Source organism: Mycobacterium sp. PTI7, from assembly GCF_056679845.1.
The window spans coordinates 3331633-3347623 of record NZ_CM155252.1 but is presented as its reverse complement, the minus strand read 5'-3'; the positions used below and the strand labels follow the sequence as shown (position 1 = coordinate 3347623).

General features: G+C 70.2%; 17 protein-coding genes. 11 read left to right on the top strand and 6 right to left on the bottom strand.

Annotation, left to right across the window (positions count from 1 at the left end; genetic code table 11):
• The first annotated feature begins 98 nt into the window (after positions 1-98).
• The 7 genes from AC1MEY_RS16055 to AC1MEY_RS16025 all read left to right on the top strand — a co-directional run bounded on the left by AC1MEY_RS16055 (position 99) and on the right by AC1MEY_RS16025 (position 7046).
• Positions 99-1139 carry a glycosyltransferase family protein gene (locus AC1MEY_RS16055; protein WP_480226489.1) on the top strand — a complete coding sequence of 347 codons (1041 nt, stop codon included), beginning with the start codon at positions 99-101 and terminating at the stop codon, positions 1137-1139.
• A complete protein-coding gene (locus AC1MEY_RS16050; RefSeq protein WP_480226488.1) occupies positions 1136-2224 on the top strand; it encodes a glycosyltransferase in 1089 nt (362 codons plus the stop codon). The genes AC1MEY_RS16055 and AC1MEY_RS16050 overlap by 4 nt, the downstream gene beginning before the upstream one ends.
• Positions 2221-3204 (top strand): glycosyltransferase, encoded by a 984-nt coding sequence (locus AC1MEY_RS16045; protein WP_480226487.1) that lies wholly within the window; start codon positions 2221-2223, stop codon positions 3202-3204. The genes AC1MEY_RS16050 and AC1MEY_RS16045 overlap by 4 nt, the downstream gene beginning before the upstream one ends.
• A complete protein-coding gene (locus tag AC1MEY_RS16040) occupies positions 3201-4067 on the top strand; it encodes a glycosyltransferase family 2 protein (protein ID WP_480226486.1) in 867 nt (288 codons plus the stop codon). Before AC1MEY_RS16045 ends, AC1MEY_RS16040 begins: the two co-directional genes overlap by 4 nt.
• Complete coding sequence (locus AC1MEY_RS16035) at positions 4064-4681, top strand: class I SAM-dependent methyltransferase (protein WP_480226485.1); 618 nt, start codon at positions 4064-4066, stop codon at positions 4679-4681. Before AC1MEY_RS16040 ends, AC1MEY_RS16035 begins: the two co-directional genes overlap by 4 nt.
• Before the next feature lie 45 nt (positions 4682-4726).
• Positions 4727-5521, top strand: a complete 795-nt coding sequence (locus AC1MEY_RS16030; RefSeq protein ID WP_480226484.1) for a GAF and ANTAR domain-containing protein — start codon at positions 4727-4729, stop codon at positions 5519-5521.
• A 586-nt stretch (positions 5522-6107) separates the two neighbouring features.
• Positions 6108-7046 (top strand): YncE family protein, encoded by a 939-nt coding sequence (locus AC1MEY_RS16025; protein ID WP_480226483.1) that lies wholly within the window; start codon positions 6108-6110, stop codon positions 7044-7046.
• Positions 7047-7059: 13 nt separating this feature from the next.
• Here the strand turns inward: AC1MEY_RS16025 and AC1MEY_RS16020 are convergent, their stop codons facing one another.
• Entirely contained in the window at positions 7060-7767 is a 708-nt protein-coding gene (locus AC1MEY_RS16020; RefSeq protein WP_480226482.1) for a response regulator, read from the bottom strand.
• Positions 7764-9464: a sensor histidine kinase gene (locus AC1MEY_RS16015; protein WP_480226481.1), complete on the bottom strand. Its 1701-nt coding sequence runs from the start codon at positions 9462-9464 to the stop codon at positions 7764-7766. The genes AC1MEY_RS16020 and AC1MEY_RS16015 overlap by 4 nt, the downstream gene beginning before the upstream one ends.
• Positions 9465-9579: 115 nt before the next feature.
• Here AC1MEY_RS16015 and AC1MEY_RS16010 point away from each other — a divergent pair, with 115 nt between their 5' ends.
• Positions 9580-10965, top strand: a complete 1386-nt coding sequence (locus AC1MEY_RS16010; RefSeq protein WP_480226480.1) for a cation:dicarboxylate symporter family transporter — start codon at positions 9580-9582, stop codon at positions 10963-10965.
• A gap of 80 nt (positions 10966-11045) precedes the next feature.
• On the opposite strand, the gene AC1MEY_RS16005 is transcribed toward AC1MEY_RS16010, so the two are convergent.
• Positions 11046-11360 (bottom strand): hypothetical protein, encoded by a 315-nt coding sequence (locus AC1MEY_RS16005; protein ID WP_480226479.1) that lies wholly within the window; start codon positions 11358-11360, stop codon positions 11046-11048.
• A gap of 47 nt (positions 11361-11407) precedes the next feature.
• On the bottom strand, positions 11408-11698 hold the full coding sequence (locus AC1MEY_RS16000) for a hypothetical protein (protein WP_480226478.1): 291 nt from the start codon (positions 11696-11698) through the stop codon (positions 11408-11410).
• Positions 11699-11886: 188 nt separating this feature from the next.
• Here AC1MEY_RS16000 and AC1MEY_RS15995 point away from each other — a divergent pair, with 188 nt between their 5' ends.
• Positions 11887-13515 carry a fatty acid--CoA ligase gene (locus AC1MEY_RS15995; RefSeq protein WP_480226477.1) on the top strand — a complete coding sequence of 543 codons (1629 nt, stop codon included), beginning with the start codon at positions 11887-11889 and terminating at the stop codon, positions 13513-13515.
• Positions 13516-13583: 68 nt separating this feature from the next.
• Here AC1MEY_RS15995 and AC1MEY_RS15990 read toward each other — a convergent pair whose 3' ends face one another.
• Entirely contained in the window at positions 13584-13715 is a 132-nt protein-coding gene (locus tag AC1MEY_RS15990; protein ID WP_480226476.1) for a hypothetical protein, read from the bottom strand.
• Between the two features lie 57 nt (positions 13716-13772).
• On the opposite strand from AC1MEY_RS15990, the gene AC1MEY_RS15985 reads away from it, so the two are divergent.
• On the top strand, positions 13773-14180 hold the full coding sequence (locus AC1MEY_RS15985; protein WP_480226475.1) for a hypothetical protein: 408 nt from the start codon (positions 13773-13775) through the stop codon (positions 14178-14180).
• A complete protein-coding gene (locus AC1MEY_RS15980; protein ID WP_480226474.1) occupies positions 14177-14431 on the top strand; it encodes a DUF8129 domain-containing protein in 255 nt (84 codons plus the stop codon). The genes AC1MEY_RS15985 and AC1MEY_RS15980 overlap by 4 nt, the downstream gene beginning before the upstream one ends.
• A 95-nt stretch (positions 14432-14526) precedes the next feature.
• Here the strand turns inward: AC1MEY_RS15980 and AC1MEY_RS15975 are convergent, their stop codons facing one another.
• Positions 14527-15726 (bottom strand): lipid-transfer protein, encoded by a 1200-nt coding sequence (locus tag AC1MEY_RS15975; RefSeq protein ID WP_480226473.1) that lies wholly within the window; start codon positions 15724-15726, stop codon positions 14527-14529.
• Positions 15727-15991 lie beyond the last annotated feature (265 nt).

Here is a 15991-nt window from a genome sequence, read left to right as displayed (position 1 = left end):
GAGGTATAACTCTCATCGCGAGCAGACCGTCCAGTCCGAGGCGATGAACATGCCGCTGTCCTTCGATGGGGTTTTTTGACGTGTTCACACTCGCTTCGGTGCCCGCTGGGCACCCCTACGTCGACGCCGTCGTCGACTCCAAATTCGTTGACCTGCTTGCCGATCCGACGCCGCCGGGAGCCACGCTGCCCGGACAGTGGTGGCCGCCGCGATGGCTCGATCCCGTCTACGTGCGCGACCACGCCCGCGACGTCGACGTGCTGCACGTCCACTTCGGCTTCGACACCATGGCACCGGACGTGCTCGACGAGGTGGCCGACATCCTGGCCCGCCACGACGTGCCGCTCGTCCTGACGGTGCACGACCTGCACAACCCGCACTTCGGCGACGCCGGCGACCACTCGGCGCGCCTCGGCGTCCTGGTGCGCGCCGCCGATGCCGTCGTCACGCTGACCGACGGGGCGGCCGCCGAGATCGCCCGCCGGTGGGGCCGCGAGGCGCTGGTCCTCCCGCACCCGCACGTGCTGCCCATCGACGCCGTCGGCGCGGCCCGCACCGCGCGCGACGTGCCGGTGGTCGCGCTGCACGCAAAGGGGTTGCGCGCCAACATCGATCCGTGGCCCGTTCTCGACGAGCTGCTGGCGGATCCGGACCGCACCTGGGGGCTGCGCCTCGACGTCGACGAGGAGGCACTCGGCTCGCCGCGTGCCCGCGAGGTCGCTCCGGACCGTCTGGCGGCGTACCGCGCCGCGGGCGTCGACGTCCGCGTGCATCCGCGCTTCACCGACGCCGAGATGGTCGACTACCTGGCCGAGATCGACGTACTGGTGCTGCCCTATCGGTTCGGCACGCACTCCGGCTGGGTCGAGGCCTGCCACGACGCCGGCGTCCACGTCGTGGTCCCCGATTGCGGTCACTTCCACCGGCAGCACGCCGGCCTCGTCTTCGGCTACGGCGTCGACCGCTTCGACGCCGACGGTCTGCGCCACTGCGTGCGCGCCGCCCAGCGATGGGCGCGCGAACCCGCACCGGGTCCGGACGAGCGGCGCCGACACGACCGGATGGCGGAGCGCGCGTCGATCCGGCAGCGGACCGGTCAGCTCTATCGCCGCCTGCTCGACGCCAGGGTGGCCGCGTGACGGGCTCCCTGCGGATCGCGCTCCTCGCGTCGTCCCGGTATGCGGTGCGGCAGCCGTTCGCCGGTGGCATGGAGTCGTTCGTGTTCGAGTTCGCGCGAGCCCTGACCGCTGCCGGCCATCGGGTCACGCTGTTCGCCGCACCCGGATCGAGCACCGACCTGCCCATCGAGGTGCTGCCCGTGCACACCTTCGACATGAGCGAGGAGTCGCGGCGAGATCCGTTGGCGCCCGAGTGGATCGTGCACGAGACGCACGCCTACCTGTCGGTGATGATGGACCTCGCCGACACGCTGCGCGACGACTTCGACCTCGTCCACAACCACAGCCTGCACTACCTCCCGCTGGCGATGGCGCGTTCGATCCCGGCGCCGATGCTGACGACGCTGCACACGCCGCCGCTGCCGTGGCTGGAGCAGGCGGTGGCGCTACCGCGCGGCGTCGCGAGTTCCTTCGCGGCGGTCAGCCACTTCACCGCGCACCAGTGGCGGCCGATCATGGGACCGGTGTCGGTGATCCCGAACGGCATCGACCTCGACGCGTGGCACCGCGGCCCGGGCGGCGACTACGCCGTGTGGAGCGGGCGGCTGGTGCCGGAGAAGGGCGTCGCCCTGGCGATCGCCACCGCCCGCCGCGCAGGTCTGCCGCTGCGGATCGCCGGCCCGATCGGCGATCCGGCGTACTTCGACCAGGTCGTCCGCCCGGCACTCGGCGGTTCCGTCGAGTACTGCGGGCACCTGCGACAGGACGATCTGAACGCACTCGTCGGGGGAGCGGCCGTCGCCCTGGTGACGCCGGTCTGGGAGGAGCCGTTCGGACTGGTCACCGCGGAGGCGCTGGCGTCCGGCACGCCGGTGGCGGCCTTCGCCCGCGGCGGCGTCCCCGAGATCGTCGACGTGGACTGCGGCCGACTCGCGCCGCCCGACGACGTCGACGCGCTCGCGCGCGCGGCGCTCGAGGCGGCCGCCCTGCCCCGGGAGGCGGCACGGGCCCGCGCCGAGACGCACTACTCCCACGCCGTGATGACCGAGCGCTACGTGTCGCTCTACCAGGACCTGGTGCGCGACGACAGTCGGGTCTCGGCGTGATCTGCTACTACGTGCACCATCACGGCCGCGGCCATCTGAACCGCGCGCTGGCCATCACGCGGCACCTCGACGAGCAGGTGACGTTCCTGTCGTCGCTGCCCGAGCCGGCGGATCTGCGCGCGGGGGACCGCTGGGTCGGACTGCCGATGGACGTGCCGGCGCCGTCCGATCCGGCCGACGACCCGACGGCGAACGAGCGGCTGCACTGGGTGCCCCGCCACGTCGACGGGCTGGCCCGACGATCGGCGATGATCGCCGACGTGCTCGCCGCCGGGCGGCCCCGCCGCATCGTCGTCGACGTGTCGGTGGAGGTGACGCTGCTCGCCCGGCTCTGCGGCATCCCGGTGACCGTGATGTGCATGCCCGGTGACCGCGTGGATCCCGCGCACACGCTGGCCTACGACGTGGCCGATCAGCTCATCGCACCGTGGTCCGCCGAGGCATACCGCCCGGAGTGGCTGTCGCGCTACGGGTCTCGCGTGCACAGCGTCGGATCGATCAGCCGCTTCGACGGCGTCGCGCGGCCGGCCCCGCACACCGACGGCGTGATCCGCGGACTGCTGCTGGCCGGCGCGGGCGGGTCGGCGGTCCCCGCCGGCGCGCTCGACGACCTCCGCGCGGCCGTCCCGCGCCTGAACTGGACGGCCGCCGGCGGCGGAGCGGCGTGGGTCGACGATCCGTGGCCGCTCATCGCGAACGCCGACCTCGTCGTCAGCCACGCCGGTCAGAACGCCGTCGCCGACGTGGCACTCGCCGGAGCGGCCGCCGTCGTCATCCCCGAGGATCGGCCCTTCGGCGAACAGCGGGCCACCGCGGCGGCGCTGGCGTCGAGCGGGATCTGCGTCGTCGTCCAGAGCTGGCCGTCGCGCGCGGAATGGCCCGCCCTCGTCGACCGGGCGCTCGGCGCCGACCGCGGTCGCTGGAGTGCGCTGCGCGCCGAGGGATCCGCGGCGCGTGCCGCCGAGGTGCTCGCCGCGTGAGCACACCCGTCGTCGCCGTCGTCACCGTGGTCCACGGGCGGCACCGGCACCTGCGACTGCAGGAGCGGGGACTGGCGGCGGGCAGCAGGCGCGCCGACGTCCGGTGCGTCGTCGCGATGGACGACGACGAGGTGGCCCACCACGTGGCGCCCCACGTCGAGGTGATCCCGTGCGCGCGAACCGGTGCCGCACTGCCGCTGGCCCGGGCCCGCAATCTGGGCGCCGAGTACGCGCTCGACCGCGGCGCCGACGTGCTGCTGTTCCTCGACGTCGACTGCGTCCCCGGCGAATTCATGGTCGAGCGGTACGTGGCGGCGCACCGGCGGGTGGACCGTCCGGCACTCCTCGCCGGCCCCGTCACCTACCTGCCGCCGTCGGACGGCTACCGCCTCGACGAGCTGCCCGCCGCGACCCGACCGCACCCGGCCCGGCCGAACCCGCCGGACGGCAGCGTGGTCGACGGCGACGACCACGACCTGTTCTGGTCGCTGTCGTTCGCGACCACGCGTGCGACGTGGCAGCGGATCGGCGGGTTCTGCGAGGACTACGCCGGTTACGGCGGCGAGGACACCGACTTCGGCGCCACGGCCGCGGCGCGCGGCGTGGCGCTCGTCTGGGTCGGTGGCGCACATGCCTATCACCAGCACCACCCGGTGTCCGACCCACCCGTCGAGCACCTCGACGACATCGTGGCCAACGCGGCGGTGTTCCGGAGGCGCTGGGGGCGCTGGCCGATGCCGGGCTGGCTCGACGAATTCGAGCGCCGCGGGCTGATCGTCCGCGCCGGCGACCACATCTCGGTCACCGTGGGTACACCCCTGGTGGCCGCCGTCCCCACCGCGAAAGGCACCGACCTCACGTGACCGCTCCCTCGCACGACTCCTACGCCGCCCAGGTCTCGCACTGGTCGGACATCCCCGGGTGGTTCCACTGGCGCGAAGGCCAGCAGGACGCCGTCGCCACCTTCGCCGAGGGCAGCACGTTCGTCGAGGTGGGCTGCTACCTCGGTCGCAGCCTGTGTTCGCTCGCCGACGTGGTCGCGGCGTCGGGGCGCGACTTCACCGTCGTCGGCATCGACACCTGCCAGGGCAGCGGCGCCGAGGGCCGCTCCGACGAGGACGCCCACGGAGCCGCGGTCGAGTACGGCGGCGGCACGTTCGCCGGACTCCTGCACCGCAACCTCATCGCGTGCGGCGTCGCCGACGACGTCCATCTGCTGGTGAGTTCGTCGCCGCGGGCCGCCGACCTCTTCGCCGACGGGTCGCTCACCTGGGTGCACCTCGACGCCAGGCACGACTACGACAGCGTCGTCACCGACATCGAGGCCTGGGCGCCCAAGGTGGCGCCCGGCGGCTGGCTGTCGGGTGACGACTACGACGATCTCTGCTGGCCGGGCGTGGTCCGGGCGGTCACGGATCGGTTGCCCGATGCGCACGGTTGGCTCACCGCACAGTGGCGGTGGATGAAGCCGGCCTGAGCCGACGACTGGGTGTTCAAGCGGCGGCACTGATTGAATGAAGCAGTGTCGGACACACTTCCCGCGCCGGGCCCACGCCCCGATGAGGACCGCCCCGCGGATTCCGCGGTAACGGTCGACGACCTGCCGGCCGAGGGCCTCGCCGGTCTCACCGATCTGGACGCCGCCGCATGGCGCAGCCTCGAGTCCCTGAGCCGGGCGCTGCGCATGGAGGAGGGCGACGTGGACGCCACGTTGCACTCGATCCTGGTCTCGGCCGTCGACCTGATCGACGGCACCGACGCCGCCGGACTCAACCTCTTCGTCAAGGGCAGGTTCGTGCCGCAGGTAGTGCACGGCTCGGCCCCTCCGCTGCTCGACGAATGGCAGGAGGAGGCGGGCGTCGGCCCGTGCATCGACGCCTCCCGCGATCAGGTGACCATCGAGGTGCGGGACATGACGACCGAGGCACGGTGGCGCGGGTTTCCGCAGCGTGCGGTCGAACTCGGCGTCCTGTCGATGCTGTGCGTGCCGCTCTGGGTCGACGAGCGCAAGCTGGGTTCGCTCAGCCTCTACGCGGGCGAATCCGAGGCGTTCAGCACCTCGGCCCGGCACGTCGCCAACCTCTACGCCACCCACGCCGCGCTGGCGCTCTCCGACGTGCAGCGCACCAGCCAACTGCGCCGCGTCATCGCCAACCGTGACGTGATCGGCCAGGCGAAGGGGGTGCTGATGGCGACCCTCCACATCACCCCCGACGATGCGTTCGCGCTCCTCACCACGGCGTCGCAGACGTTGAACCGGAAGTTGGTCGAGGTGGCCCAGATCGTCGCGTCGACCGGCGAGCTGCCGGCGCGCTGACCGCGGTCTCCGATGCCGCCGGGTCCGGTGGGGCGCGGCCGAGGCACGTTGCCGAACGGTGAACGGCGGGATACCGGCAAAGTCGTGGCGAATTGTCATCGCGGTCAACACGAGCCCCGTCGGCACCTGTGGCCACACCCGTCCGGCAGGTCGCAGTCCGGCGTGGATAAGACGACGTGTCGTGCTGTGATTTAGCGCTCACTTTGCGCCGGAAGCATAAGAATCGCTGGTCGGACACGCGGTCGACGAGTCGATCACAGGCGTTGCTCAGCGGTCAAAGGCGCTGTTGGACAACAGATGCGATGTAGCCAGCCGAAGATAACAACTGGATAACGAAGAGTTTCTTAAGCATGGCCTGAGAGCTTCGTCCACTCGGGGCGGAGGGCGTCCTCGCAGGCCCCGGGGGCGTCGGTATCCGTCGCTACACTCGTACGAGACCGCGCCCGGTACGGGCGCAGACCGTTTCTAATCTAGGCCGGCGTACGACATGCCGGTGGAGGTGCCAACCAAGATGGCTAATGGCCTTGCTCGCGCCACGAGCGTGACAGTCGACAGCGCCACGGCGACTCTGCAGGACGAGGTAGCCGTGGGACACGGCCCGATCGCCGACATCGCCCTCGACGGGGACACCCTCGTCGTCACCAACTTCGGCGACCACACCGTCGCCGTGCTCGACGCCCGCGACCTCACCGTCAAGGGCGGGCTGACCGCCCGCGAGCCCTTCGCGCTCGCCGTCTCCGGCCAGAAGGCCTACGTCGGCGTCGCCTCGATCGCGTACGACGCCATCGCCGTGGTCGACACCCGCTCGGGTGAGATCACCGCGTCCTACCCGCTGTCGTTCAACGTGACGGCCATGACCACCAGCGCCGACGGCAAGCGCATCTTCGCCGGCCGCGCCGCCGACGGTGGCGTCGACGTCGCCGTGATCGACGTCGACACCGACCGCGTCCGCACCCTCTACGTCGCCAAGGGCGACGACACCGTCATCGACGCCATGCGCGTCGATGCCGCCGGCCGCCGCCTCTACGTCGCCACGTCCGACGCCCGGGGCAGCCGGCTGATCATCGTCGACCTCGAGAGCGGACGCGTGCAGCGCACCCTCGAGATCGGCGCACCCATCCGTGGGCTCGAACTCGGCATGGACAGCACCGCCTACGTGCTGACCTCCGACCTCGAGGACCGCGGCGTGGTGCACGTCGTCGACCTGGTCGCCGGCCGCATCATGGCCAGCGCCGAGGTGGCGACCACGCCCACGCAGCTTGCGCTGTCGGCCGACGCCACCCGCGCCTACGTGGTCGACTACGACCAGGTCACCGTGCTGAGCACCGCGACGCTCGACGTCATCGACACCATCGCCGTGGGCGCCCGCCCGTCGTGCATGGCCGTCAGCCTCGACCGGATCTACGTCGCCGACTACGACGGTCGGATCACGTCGTTCACGGTGCCCGCCCCGGCTCCGATCTTCTACGCGCCGATGCCGGCGGCTGCCCGCGCCGCCGCGATCCGCGAACTCACCCCGGCCTGACGGTCGGGCGGGCTCACCGCCACTGGTAGCGCGTCCGCGGACGCCCCTTGCCGTAGTCGGTGTGCCTGATGACGGTGCCGTCGTCGGCGAGACGCTCGAGGTACCGCCACGCCGTGACGCGCGAGACGCCGATTCGCTTGGCGGCCTCGTCGGCGGTCAGTCCGTCGGCGGCGTCGCGCACCGCCCGCGCGATCTCGTCATTGGTCTGCGGCGCCGCGCCCTTCGGGGTGGCGGTCCGATCGTCGACGATGCGCAGTTCCGCGAGCGCCCGGTCGACCTCCGCCTGACTCGCCGCGTCCACCCCGGCGGGCAGCGCGGTCCGATAGCGGCCGTACCGCTCGAGACGGTCGCGGAACGCCGCGAACGTGAACGGCTTCAGCAGGTACGCGAGCGCGCCGTGCGCGACCGCCGCGCGCACCATCTCCAGATCGCGCTCCGACGTGATCGCGATGATGTCCGGCGCAGGGCGCAGGCCCGCCAACGCCGACGCCAGGCTGATCCCGCTCGCGTCGGGCAGACCGAGATCGAGCAGCACCAGGTCGATCGGCTCCTCGGTGGCCGCGGCCTCGGCGGCCGCCTGCATGGCGTCGCGGGCGGTGTGCACGACCGCGACCGCCGAAAAGCCCGTCAGCCGTTCGAGATAGGTGCGGTGTGCATCGGCGATCAGGGGTTCGTCCTCGACGATCAGGACGCGGATCGCGGGTGCCTCGCCGGAGGTCACGCCGTGCCGCCCGGAACCGTCACCGTCACCACTGAACCGTAGGTGACGTCGGCGGTCAGCGTGCCGCCATGGCGATGCACGACCTGCGCCACCAGCGCCAGCCCCAGACCGTGCTGCTCGGCGTCGGTGCCGGACTTCGTCGAGTAGCCCCGCTGCATGGCACGCGTGAACGTCTCGGCGTCCATGCCCTCGCCGCTGTCGGCGACCCGCATCGACAGCACTCCGTCGGACAGGCTCACCGTCACCTCGATCCACGGATCCTCGCGGTCGCACGCGTCCATCGCGTTGTCGACGAGATTGCCCAGGACGGTGATCATTTCGTGGGCGGACAACGGCACCTCGTCGGTGGCCGACGGCAGGTGCGTGTCCTCGGTGATGGTCAGAGCGATCCCCCGCTCGTCGGCCTGAGCGGTCTTGCCGAGCAGCAGGGCCACCAGCGCGGGCTCGCCGACGTCGTCACTCAAGCGGTCCACCAGACGCTGGGAGACGGCGAGTTCCTCGGTGGCGAACCGGACCGCCTCCTCGGGCCGGCCCATCTCGACCATCGTGATCACGGTGTGCAGCTTGTTCGCGGCCTCGTGCGCCTGCGCGCGCAACGAGTCGGTCAGCACCTGCAGGGAACTCAATTCGCCCAGCGCGCCCTGCAATTCGGTCCGGTCGCGGATCGTCACCACCTCCGAGTGCTGCGACATCGACGGCCCGCCGGGATCCCGTGCCCCGTCGTCCCCAGGCCGCCCGCCGGTGTCCCTCCCCTTGTCGCTGCGCTGGAGCCGCGCTCGCGCGGACTGCCCGCCGGTGACCAGCGACCGGTTCACCACCAGCACCCGCTCGGCGGTCACGTGCACCTCGTCGCGGGCACCCGGCTCGTGGTCCACGCAAGCGCGGCTGCGCAGGAACTCCGGCAGGTCGGCAGGCGAGACCCGCCCCGGCCCCAGACCGAGCAACCGGCGTGCCTCGTCGTTGGCGAGCAGCACCCGGTCGCCGTCGAGCACGACGAGACCCTCGGAGACGGAGTGCAGGATCGCGTCGTGGTGTTCGTACATCACCCGCAGTTCGTCGGGACGCAGCCCGTGCGTCTGCCGGAACAGGCGGCGCCGGATCGCCCACACGCCCACCAGGGACACCGCGAGCGCGCCGAGTCCGACGGCGGCGATCGACGGCACCTGCTCGCGCCACCGCTGCGCGAGGGTCTGCTGCGTGATGCCCGCCGACACCAGGCCCACCACGCGTCCGTCCGCGCCGCGCACCGGCACGATCGCCCGCACCGAGGGGCCGAGGGTGCCGGTGTACACCTCGCTGAACGTCTCACCGCGCAGCGCCTGCTCGACCGTGCCGAGGTACTTGCCGCCGATCTGCCGCGGATCGGTGTGGGTGTACCTGGTCCGGTCGGGCGACATGATCGTGATGAACGCGATGTCGGTGTCGTTGCGCACCGCCTCGGTCACGGGCTGCAGCACCTCGGTGGCCCGGTTCGACTCGATGGCCGCCGCGGTCGACGGGGCGTCGGCCAGGGCGGTGGCGATGCTGATGACCTGCTGGCGGGCGGCGGCGTCACCGTCGCGGCGGGCGTCGACGAGCGCCAGCGCGCTTCCCGCCACCACGATCACCGCGATCACCGCGACCTGCAGCGCGATTGCCTGGCCGGCCAGGGATCTGGGGCGCGACCGACGCAGCAGCAGTCGCCACCAGCTGCGCATCACACCTCCGCCGTCGGCCTCGAACTTAATGAACTAAAGCGTGACCTGGGTCACGTGGGGGAACATCATCCTTGCAGACCACCAGAACGTGCCCCGAGCCGAAGGAGAACGCCCCATGGCCAATCAGCTGGACGCGGTAGCCCCGCCCGACGAGCCGAAGAAGAAGCGGGACAAGACGCACTGGCTGTACATCGCCGTCATCATCGCCGTCGTCGCCGGCGTGATCGTGGGCCTCACGGCTCCCGGCGTCGGCAAGAGCCTCGGCATCCTCGGCACGATGTTCGTCGACCTGATCAAGATGATGATCGCGCCGGTCATCTTCTGCACGATCGTGCTGGGCATCGGCTCCGTCCGCAAGGCCGCCACGGTCGGCAAGGTCGGCGGGCTCGCATTCGTCTACTTCCTGGTGATGTCCACGTTCGCACTGGCCATCGGCCTGGTGGTCGGCAACATCCTGCATCCGGGCAGCGGTCTGCAACTCTCGGAGAGCGCGGCGGCCAAGGGCGCCGAATACGCCGAGACCGCAGGCGAATCCGGCGGCCTGCTCGACTTCGTGCAAGGCATCATCCCGGAGACGCTGTTCTCCGCGCTGACCGAGGGCAGCGTGCTGCAGGCGCTGTTCATCGCGCTGCTCGTCGGGTTCGCGCTGCAGGGCATGGGCAGCGCCGGCGAGCCGGCGCTGCGGGCCATCGCCTCGCTGCAGAAGCTGGTGTTCAAGGTTCTGGTCATGATCCTGTGGCTGGCCCCGATCGGTGCGTTCGGCGCCATCGCCAACGTCGTCGGCCAGACCGGCTGGACCGCGGTGACGCAACTCCTCGGCCTGATGCTCGGCTTCTACATCACGTGCTTCATCTTCGTGTTCGGCATCCTGGGCACGATCCTGCGCCTCGTCGCCCACGTGTCGATCTTCAAGCTGGTCCGCTACCTGGCCCGCGAGTACCTGCTGATCGTGTCGACGTCCTCGTCGGAGTCGGCGCTGCCCCGCCTGATCGCCAAGATGGAACACCTCGGCGTCGAGCGCACCACCGTCGGCGTCGTGGTGCCGACCGGCTACTCGTTCAACCTCGACGGCACCGCGATCTACCTGACGATGGCGTCGCTGTTCATCGCCGGCGCACTCGGTGACCCGCTGACGGTCGGCGAGCAGATCGGCCTGCTGGTGTTCATGATCGTGGCGTCGAAGGGCGCCGCCGGTGTCACCGGTGCGGGCCTGGCCACCCTGGCCGGCGGCCTGCAGGCGCACCGTCCGGACCTGCTCGACGGCGTCGGGCTGATCGTCGGCATCGACCGCTTCATGTCGGAAGCCCGTGCGCTGACCAACTTCTCGGGCAACGCCGTCGCCACCATCCTGGTCGGATCGTGGACCCACACGATCGACAAGGACCGCGTGGACCTGGTGCTGCGCGGCGAGGATCCGTTCAACGAGCAGACGATGGTCGACTACGACCACGGTGCGCCCGGCGAGATCGAGACCCCGGACAAGCAACCCGCACGGACCTAGTAGGGCGCGTCGACACCACGGTTGCCGACGGAATTCCTCGGAAATCCGTCAGCAACCGTGGTTTCGGCGTGTGGGTGTGGTCAGCGTGAGCAGTTCAGCGAGACGGACACCGTCTGGCTGGTCACCTGGGGGACGAGGATGCGGCGGTCGCCGCCGAGCCCGGGACCGACGTACGGCACCAACTGCGACGTCGTCTGCGGGTTGCGGACGCTGGTGACCACGCACTGGTCGATGGGAGCGGTGCCGATCTTGTCCAGCGTCACCGTGTAGCCCTGCGACTGGAGACGCTGAATGGTCTCGGTCGCCGACTCCTCGGCCGATGCCAGTCCTGCAGGAGCCGCGACGGCGCCGCAGAACCCGATCGCCGCTGCGGCGAGAGCCCACTCGATACGCATGACGCGCCTCCTGTCCTGTCGTGATCATCATCCACTAGTGGCGTCGGTCAGGTGCAGTCGAGGGACACCGAGATCGATCGGCTCTTGATGACGGGCACGACGTCGTAGTCGATGCTGCCGTCGGCGTTGCGGCCGTCGACCACGCGGATGTAGTCGGTGACGGTCTGCGGGTTGCGCACGCCGGTCACCACGCAGTCGTCGAGCGATCCGCTGCCGACGCGGTCGACGTTGACGGTGTAACCCGAATCCTGGAGGCGGCTGATGGTCTGCTGCGGGGTCTCGTCGGCGTGCGCGACGGCAGCCGGCCCGATGACCACTGCTGCGACTGCCGTGGCCACTGTGGCGAATGTGAGTGATGGACGCATGCTGCGCCCCCTTCTGAGGTCAAACGTGAACTGATTCCACCAGGTTAATCGCCACGAGCAGCGAAAACGTTTCTTCGGCGCTGCCGTAATGGCCGACGTCTCGGGAGCGCGGCGCTACCATCGCGCACACCGACGGCGACATCGAATCGAAGGCGATCCAGATGCACAGCACGATGCAGGACTTCCCCCTGACGGTCACCACGATCCTGCGCCACGCCATCGGCGTGAACGGCGATCGCACCGTCACCACCGCGGTCGGCGACGGGCGCTACCGCACCATCACCTACCGCGAACTCGGCGAGCAGGTGGGCCGGCTCGCCAACGGGCTGCGCGGCCTCGGCATCACCGGCGACCAGCGGGTCGCGACGTTCATGTGGAACAACGCCGAGCACCTCGCCGTATACCTCGCCGCCCCGTCGATGGGTGCGGTGCTGCACACGCTCAACATCCGGCTGTCCGCCGAGCAGATCGCGTTCATCGCCAACGAGGCCGAGGACGCGGTGATCGTCGCCGACCTCTCCCTGACCGCGCAGCTGGCACCGGTCCTGCCGCTGCTGGAGACCGTGCACACCGTGATCGCGGTCGGGGAGGGGGACCTCGAGCCGTGGACGGGCGCCGGCATGACCGTGCTGCGCTACGACGACGTGCTCGAGGGTCAGTCACCGGAGTTCGAGTGGCCCGATCTGGTCGAGACCGACGCCGCCGCCATGTGCTACACCAGCGGAACCACCGGCAACCCGAAAGGCGTTGCCTACAGCCACCGTTCGAGTTACCTGCACTCGACGATGGTGTGCAGCGCCAACGGCATGGGCCTCGGCTTCGACGACTCGGCGCTGCCGATCGTGCCGATGTTCCACGCCAACGCGTGGGGACTGCCGTACGCCGCGCTGATGGCGGGCGCCGACCTGGTCCTCCCGGACCGCTTCCTGGACGCGCCGTCGCTGATCGACCTGATCTCCTCGCAGCGGCCCACGGTGTCCTGCGCGGTGCCGACCATCTGGAACGACGTGATCCACTGCCTGGCCAAGACGCCTGGACGCGACATCTCCTCGCTGCGGCTCGTCACCTGCGGCGGGTCGGCGGTACCGCTGTCGATGATGCAGGCCTTCGAACGCGATCACGGCGTCAAGATCATCCAGGGCTGGGGGATGACTGAGACGTCGCCGCTGGCCACGCTGGCGCGCGCGCCGCGGGACAGCTCCGGGGACGAGCACTGGGCGCTGCGCGCGACGCAGGGCAAGGTCGTGTGCGGTGTCGAGGTGCGCCTCGTCGACGAGGCGGGCGACCAGCAGTCGCACGACGGCAAGGCCGTCGGGGAGATCGAGATCCGCGGGCCGTGGATCACCGGGTCCTACTACCGCGGGCACGATCAGTCGAAGTTCGACGATGGCTGGCTGCGCACCGGCGACGTCGGACGGGTCGACCCGCTCGGCTACGTCACGCTGACCGACCGCGCGAAGGACGTCATCAAGTCCGGCGGCGAATGGATCTCCTCGGTGGAACTGGAGAACCACCTGATCGCGCATCCGGCCGTGCTCGAGGCGGCCGTCGTCGCGGTGCCCGACGACCGGTGGCAGGAACGACCGCTGGCCGCCGTGGTCCTCGAGGAGGGTGCCGACGTGTCACCGGCCGAACTGCGGGAGTTCCTCGCCGACAAGGTGGTTCGGTGGTGGCTGCCCGAGCGCTGGACGTTCGTCGATCAGGTGCCGCGCACCAGCGTCGGCAAGTACGACAAGAAGACCATCCGGGCCCGGCACGCCGACGGCGAGTACGAGGTCATCACCATCTAGGCCGTCGAGCGCACGCTTCGTGACGGGTGCACTCGGGCGATGCGTTCGTCATGCGTGCGCTCGGCGCGTCAGCCGCCGGTCTCGGCGTCGTCGTCCGAGCCCTCGGCCTGATCGGGCTGCTCGGTCGTGGACTTCACCATGTCGGGATCGGCGTCGGCGTCGTTGTCGCCCGGACCGCCCACTGAATCAGGTCTGCTCATGAGCTGGGCATACCCAGGCGACCGTTTAACAATCCGCCGGACGGCTACGTAGTCGGGATGAGTACCGACGATGTGGACACCTCCGCCAACGACCTGGGTGGCGCCGAGGACATGCTGAGCCCGATGGAGTCCACCGACTCCGACGAGGTCCTCAACGCCGACGGCGACGAAGTGGTCGACCCGCCCGAGGACTGGAGCGGCGTCACCAAGAACGGCATGACCGCCGAGGAGGAGCGCGAAGGCGAGTCCCTCGACGAGCGCCTGGCCGAAGAGGTCCCCGACGTGACGCCGGACGACATCAACCTTGCCGACGCCGAGGAGCGGGTCAACGAGGTCATCGACGGCACCGACGTGGCCCCCGCCGAACCGGGCGTGCACCACGGCCAGATCGACGGCGCCCCCGAGGACGGGGAGTCGCTGTTCCAGGTAGTCGACGACGTGACCCGAGAGGTGGACGAGCCATGACCAACACCGAACTTCCGCTGCCCGACTACGACGCGATGTCGATAGGCGATCTGCGCAGCCGGATCCGTTCGCTCGACGCCGAGCAGCTGCTGGCGGTGCTCACCTACGAGGCCGGCCACGCCGCACGCGTGCCGGTACTCGAGATCCTCGAGGCCCGCCAGCGCGAACTCGAGGGTGGTGCCGAGCCGTCACCGGGCAATCCGATGAACGCGCCGAGCATCGACGGCCCGACCGACGACACGGTCGGCTGAGTCGCCTACCGAACGTCGTCGCCTACCGAACGTCGATTACCGTCACACTTCTCGCGAAAAGGCGTGACGGTAACCAACGTTCGGCGGAGTGAGAGCTAGCGGTCGGCGCGCTGGTAGGCGGTGACCACGGCCGCGCCGCCGAGGCCGATGTTGTGCTGTAGCGCGGCGGTGACGCCGTCGACCTGACGCTTGTCGGCGGTGCCCCGCAACTGCCAGGTCAGCTCGGCGCACTGCGCCAGGCCCGTGGCGCCCAGCGGGTGGCCCTTGGAGATCAGCCCGCCCGACGGGTTGACCACCCAGCGGCCGCCGTAGGTGGTGTCGCCGTCGTCGATCAGCCGGGGCGCCTCGCCCTCGCCGCACAGGCCCAGCGCCTCGTACAGCAGGAGTTCGTTGGCGCTGAAGCAGTCGTGCAACTCGATCACCTGGAAGTCCTCGGGCCCGAGGCCGGACTGGCCGTACACCTGCTGTGCCGCTTGCACGTTCATGTCGTAGCCGATCACGTTGGCCGCGCTGCCGTCGAAGGTGCTGGCGAAGTCGGTGGTCATGGCCTGCCCGACGATCTCGACCGCCTGCTCGGCCAACCCGTGGGTGCTGACGTACTCCTCGCTCACCACGATCGCCGCCCCCGACCCGTCGGACGTCGGCGAGCACTGCAGCTTGGTCAGCGGATCGGAGATCATCCGGGCCGCCAGCACGTCGTCGAGGCTGTACTCCTCCTGGAACTGGGCATACGGGTTGTTGACCGAGTGCTTGTGGTTCTTGTAGCCGATCTTCGCGAAGTGTTCGGCGGTGGTGCCGTACTTCTTCATGTGCTCGCGTCCGGCCGCGCCGAACATCCACGGCGCCACGGGAAAGGCGAACTCGTCGATCGCGGCGAGCGCCTTGATGTGGTTGCCCAGCGGGGATTCCCGGTCCTCGGCGCCGCCGCTGAGTGCGCCGGGTTGCATCTTCTCGAAGCCCAGGGCCATGACGCAGTCCGCCAGGCCGCCCCGGATCGACTGTGCGGCAAGGTAGAGCGCGGTGGACCCGGTCGAGCAGTTGTTGTTGACGTTGACGATCGGGATGCCGGTCATGCCCAGTTCGTAGAGCGCGCGCTGGCCGGACGTCGAGTCGCCGGAGCAGTAGCCGACGAAGCCCTGCTCGACCTCGGTGTAGGCGATGCCCGCGTCCTCGAGCGCCTTGGTGCCGGACTCCTTGGCCATCTGCGGGTAGTCCCAGCCCTCGCGGCGCCCGGGCTTCTCGAACTTCGTCATCCCCACTCCGACGACGAACACCCGATTGTTGGACTTTGGCATGGCTGATCCCTTCGCGACGGTGCGGTTGTCAGCAACATACCGCGACGTCCCCGGCGGGGCGGGGTGTCGGCCATCCGTTCAGTCGCGCGCCCTGCGTGGACCCCCGAAAGTTCGCCGAAGTCGACGAATGGTCCGCGCCGGGGGCGTAGACGTGAGTAGAACGTGTTCTAGTTCGGCGTTCGGCTGCGCCGGCGGGAGGAGTGACGTCGATGGCGTTCCGGGTGGTGCAGCGGGCGACCCGCGGTCTGCGCGGCGGCCCCCGGTA

What these genes read in the sequence shown, in the direction of transcription:
- AC1MEY_RS16005 (WP_480226479.1), bottom strand. Translation starts at nt 11,360, where the DNA reads ATGCGTATCGAGTGGGCTCTCGCCGCAGCGGCGATCGGGTTCTGCGGC.
- AC1MEY_RS15995 (WP_480226477.1), top strand. Translation starts at nt 11,887, where the DNA reads ATGCACAGCACGATGCAGGACTTCCCCCTGACGGTCACCACGATCCTG.
- AC1MEY_RS16015 (WP_480226481.1), bottom strand. Translation starts at nt 9,464, where the DNA reads ATGCGCAGCTGGTGGCGACTGCTGCTGCGTCGGTCGCGCCCCAGATCC.
- AC1MEY_RS15990 (WP_480226476.1), bottom strand. Translation starts at nt 13,715, where the DNA reads ATGAGCAGACCTGATTCAGTGGGCGGTCCGGGCGACAACGACGCCGAC.
- AC1MEY_RS16010 (WP_480226480.1), top strand. Translation starts at nt 9,580, where the DNA reads ATGGCCAATCAGCTGGACGCGGTAGCCCCGCCCGACGAGCCGAAGAAG.
- AC1MEY_RS15975 (WP_480226473.1), bottom strand. Translation starts at nt 15,726, where the DNA reads ATGCCAAAGTCCAACAATCGGGTGTTCGTCGTCGGAGTGGGGATGACG.
- AC1MEY_RS15985 (WP_480226475.1), top strand. Translation starts at nt 13,773, where the DNA reads ATGAGTACCGACGATGTGGACACCTCCGCCAACGACCTGGGTGGCGCC.
- AC1MEY_RS15980 (WP_480226474.1), top strand. Translation starts at nt 14,177, where the DNA reads ATGACCAACACCGAACTTCCGCTGCCCGACTACGACGCGATGTCGATA.